The sequence below is a fragment of the Mycobacterium sp. genome (genome assembly GCF_049673265.1).
In the GTDB taxonomy this organism is placed as follows: Bacteria; Actinomycetota; Actinomycetes; order Mycobacteriales; family Mycobacteriaceae; genus Mycobacterium.
This window is the reverse complement of record NZ_JBATXN010000099.1, coordinates 1-4,100: the sequence shown is the minus strand read 5'-3', so window position 1 is coordinate 4,100 and position 4,100 is coordinate 1. Positions and strand designations below refer to the sequence as shown.

The following is a 4,100-nucleotide window of genomic DNA, read 5'->3' as shown; positions in this document are numbered from 1 at the left end:
CTACCAAATCGGTGCGGTCTTGGGGGCCGCCGCCGGTCAACGCATAGACGGTGTCGAAAACCTGTGCGGCACTGATCACTCCGGTGACCAGCACGAAAAACATGGTCGGTCGCAGCATCGGCAGCGTGATGCGCCGGAACCGCTGCCAGGCGGTGGCCCCGTCGATGCGTGCGGCGGAGTGAACGTCGGCCGGGATCGCCAGGATGCCGGCCAGGAAGAACAGCGCGACGTAGCCGACATTGGCCCATACGACCACGGCCGACACCACCGGCAGCGCCAGACCGGGATCGGTGAGCCATTCGATGCGATGACCCAGCACGGTGCTCACCGCGCCATCGGTGGGCGCCAGGATCCAGCGCCACATCACCGCGATCGCCAGCGGCACGCAGATCCACGGCAGCACGTAGAGCGTGCGAAACAATCCGCTTCCAGGCAGATCGCGGGCCAGCAACGACGCCGCCAACAGCCCGAGCACCGTCTGCGTCGGGACCACGATCGCAACGAACATCAGCGTGACCAACAGTGAATTGCCGAATGCCGAGTCGCTGAGCACCGAGCGCCAGTTCTCGCCCCCGACATACTCGATGGACCCGAGCAGGTCCCAGCGGTGCAGGCTCAGCCACACCACCACCAGGATCGGCAGCAGCAAAAACGCGACCACCCCGAACAGGCTCGGGGCGAGCAGCGCATAGCCCAGCGCGGTCGATCGGCGCATGAGGGTAATAATGCCGGTCGTTACGGTGGAGATGTGACACCGAACCGGGGGATCGATGCCGACTTTCTGGACCTGCCCCGCCACGAACTGGCCGACGCCGCACTGTCGGCGGCCACTGCGGCCGGGGCCAGCCACGCCGACCTGCGGATTCACCGGCTCATCACCGAGGTCATCCACCTGCGCGACGGCCAGCTGGAGACCGCGGTTCTCAGCCGCGAGCTCGGCGTGGCGGTCCGAGTGGTCGTCGACGGGACCTGGGGATTCGCCTCGCACGCCGAGCTGTCGCCGACCGTTGCGGCGGACACCGCGCGACGGGCTGTCGGGGTGGCCAGGACGCTGGCGGCGCTGAACACCGACCCCGTCGAGCTGGCAGCCGAGCCGGTGTACAGCGACGTCACCTGGGTCTCGAGTTATGGGATCGACCCGTTCGCGGTGACCACCGCCGACAAGGTCGCCGTGCTCGACGAGTACTCCGGGAGGTTGATGGCCGCCGACGGCGTGGACCACGTGTCGGCCAGCCTGAACACCGTCAAGGAGCAGACGTTCTACGCCGACGCCTTCGGCTCGTCGATCACCCAGCAGCGGGTGCGGCTGATGCCCGTCCTGGAGGCGGTCACCATCGACACCGGCGGCTGCGGGTTCGACTCGATGCGCACACTGGCGCCGCCGATGGGCCGCGGGTGGGAGATGCTGGCCGGCGACGAAATCTGGAACTGGACCGACGAGCTTGCGCAGATGCCGTCGCAGCTGGCCGAAAAGATCAAGGCGCCCAGCGTGACGCCGGGCCCGACCGACCTGGTGATCGACCCCACGAACTTGTGGCTGACGATTCACGAATCCATCGGGCACGCAACAGAATACGATCGGGCCATCGGCTACGAGTCCGCTTACGCCGGCACGTCGTTCGCCACCCCCGACAAGCTCGGCAGCTTGCGTTACGGCTCGCCGGTGATGAACGTGACCGCCGACCGGACCGTCGAATTCGGCTTGGCCAGTGTCGGTTACGACGACGAGGGCGTGGCCGCCCAGAGCTGGGATCTGGTGCGCGACGGGACCTTCGTCGGTTATCAACTGGACCGGGTGTTCGCACCGCGGTTGGGCCTGGCGCGCTCCAACGGCTGCTCGTACGCCGACTCGCCGCACCATGTACCGATTCAGCGGATGCCCAACGTCTCGCTGCAACCCAGTCCCGAGGACCGCAGCACCGCCGACCTGATCGCCCGCGTCGATGACGGCATTTACATCGTCGGCGACCGATCCTGGTCGATTGACATGCAGCGGTATAACTTTCAATTCACGGGACAGCGGTTTTATCGCATCCGCAACGGACGCCTGGACGGCCAGCTACGCGACCTCGCCTATCAGGCCATCACCACCGATTTCTGGAATTCGATGGAAGCCGTTGGCGGGCCGTCGACTTGGCGCCTCGGTGGGGCGTACAACTGCGGTAAAGCCCAGCCCGGTCAGGTGGCGGCGGTCAGCCATGGCTGTCCGTCGGCGCTGTTCCGCGGCGTCAACGTGCTTAACGCCCGCATCGAGGCCGGCCAATGATCAGCGCGCAGCAGGTGATCGACATCGCGCTGGAAGCCGCGGCGCGGCGGGGACGCGCCGATGAGACCATCGTGCTGGTCATCGACCGGATCGCTGCGTCGCTGCGGTGGGCGAACAATTCGATGACCACTAACGGCGTGTCAACCGCCCGCCATACAACCGTGATTTCGATTGTCCGCCATGGCGATACCGCGCGGGTGGGCTCGTTGACCTCGTCCGAGGTGGACCCGTCGGTGATCGAGGAATTAGTCGCGGCGTCGCAGGCGGCTGCCGTGGCAGCGCCGGATGCCCGGGACGCCGCGCCGCTGCTAGCCGGCAACGGTGCGCCCGCGGACTGGGATGCCCCGACGCCGGCCACCGGCCCCGAGGTGTTCGCCGACGTCGCCCGTGGCCTGAGTCGCGGCTTCCGTGGCACCGACCAGTTGTACGGTTTTGCCCGGCACGCGCTGGAGACGGTGTATCTGGCGACATCGGGCGGATTGCGGCGTCGCTACACCCAGCCAACCGGTTCGGTGGAGATTAACGGAAAACGCGACGGTGCCAGCGCATGGGTAGCAGTGGGCACACCCGATTTCGCTGGTGTCCCAACGGATTTGCTGCTGGAGCGGCTGTCGATGCGGCTGGGCTGGGCCGAGCGCACCGTCGAGCTACCCGAAGGCCGCTACGAGACCCTCCTACCGCCGTCGGCGGTCGCCGACATGATGGTCTACCTGGGTTGGTCGATGGCCGGGCGGGGCGCAGAGGAAGGCCGCACGGCCTTGTGTTCGCTTGACGGCGGAACCCGGGTGGGGGAGCGGCTGACCGATCTGCCGCTGACGCTGTATTCCGATCCGAGCGTGCCGGGTTTGGGGTGTACCCCGTTCGTGGCGACCCCGAGTTCGTCGGAAACGCTGTCGGTATTCGACAACGGGATGGCTATCGAGCGGGTGGATTGGATCCGCGACGGGGTGATCAATGCGCTGGCCTATCCGCGGGCCGCGGCCGCGGAGTTCGCGGCTCCGGTCGCGGTGGCCGCCGACAACGTGGTGATGACCGGCGGCAGCGACTCCTTGGCGGAAATGGTCGCGGCGACGGAGCGCGGTCTGCTGCTGACCACGCTCTGGTACATCCGCGAGGTTGATCCGACCACGCTGCTGCTGACCGGGCTCACTCGCGACGGCGTCTACTTGGTCGAAGACGGCGAGGTGACGGCGGCGGTCAACAACTTCCGGTTCAACGAGAGCCCGTTAGACCTGCTGCGACGGGCTACCGAGATGGGTGTCAGCGAGCGGACGTTGCCGCGGGAGTGGGGCGATTGGGTCACCCGGACGGCGATGCCGTCGCTGCGGATTCCCGACTTTCATATGTCCTCAGTCAGCCAGGCGACATAATGCTTGGGTGCGTGACGACGAGCTGACCCGGCTGGTTGCGTTGTCGCCTGGCGACGGCCGGGCTGCCGCCCTGGTCCGGCGGGTGTGCGCGGAGACGTTGTCGTTGCCTCCGCTTCCTGCCGAGGTCGAGGCGAGCAGCCCGGGATCGGACGTCGAAGCCGTCGTAGCCGATTTCGCCGAACAGTTCAGCGTCGACGTCTCGATGATCGACGACGAGCGGCGCTCGGGATTGCGGTCTGCGTTGGGGGACAGCACGTTTGGGGTCGTCGTGCAGATGTACATCGCCGACTTCGTCCCGCGAGTGCGGGCCGGACTGGAAGCCCTCGGCGCCGGCGAGCAGTACCTGGGATGGGCGGACGGCCAGATCGCCTGGGATCACAGCACCGACCCGTCCGATGCGGTGTTCAACGGTTTTCTGCCGACAGTGGCGCGGTTGCGCGAGCTCGATGCGCTGACGTCCGAGG

At 67.1% G+C, this 4,100-nt stretch carries 3 protein-coding genes and 1 pseudogene; 3 read left to right on the top strand and 1 reads right to left on the bottom strand.

Annotated features, from left to right (window positions below; genetic code table 11):
• A partial coding sequence (locus WBF82_RS03380; protein ID WP_424381686.1) for a carbohydrate ABC transporter permease occupies positions 1–715 on the bottom strand: 715 nt, incomplete at its 3' end.
• A 33-nt stretch (positions 716–748) separates the two neighbouring features.
• Between WBF82_RS03380 and WBF82_RS03375 the strand changes: the two genes are divergently transcribed.
• The 3 genes and pseudogenes from WBF82_RS03375 to WBF82_RS03365 all read left to right on the top strand — a co-directional run.
• A complete protein-coding gene (locus tag WBF82_RS03375) occupies positions 749–2,266 on the top strand; it encodes a TldD/PmbA family protein (protein WP_424381685.1) in 1,518 nt (505 codons plus the stop codon).
• On the top strand, positions 2,263–3,636 hold the full coding sequence (locus WBF82_RS03370; protein WP_424381684.1) for a metallopeptidase TldD-related protein: 1,374 nt from the start codon (positions 2,263–2,265) through the stop codon (positions 3,634–3,636). Before WBF82_RS03375 ends, WBF82_RS03370 begins: the two co-directional genes overlap by 4 nt.
• 7 nt (positions 3,637–3,643) lie before the next feature.
• A pseudogene (locus WBF82_RS03365) lies at positions 3,644–4,100 on the top strand (carboxymuconolactone decarboxylase family protein); the annotation flags it as partial.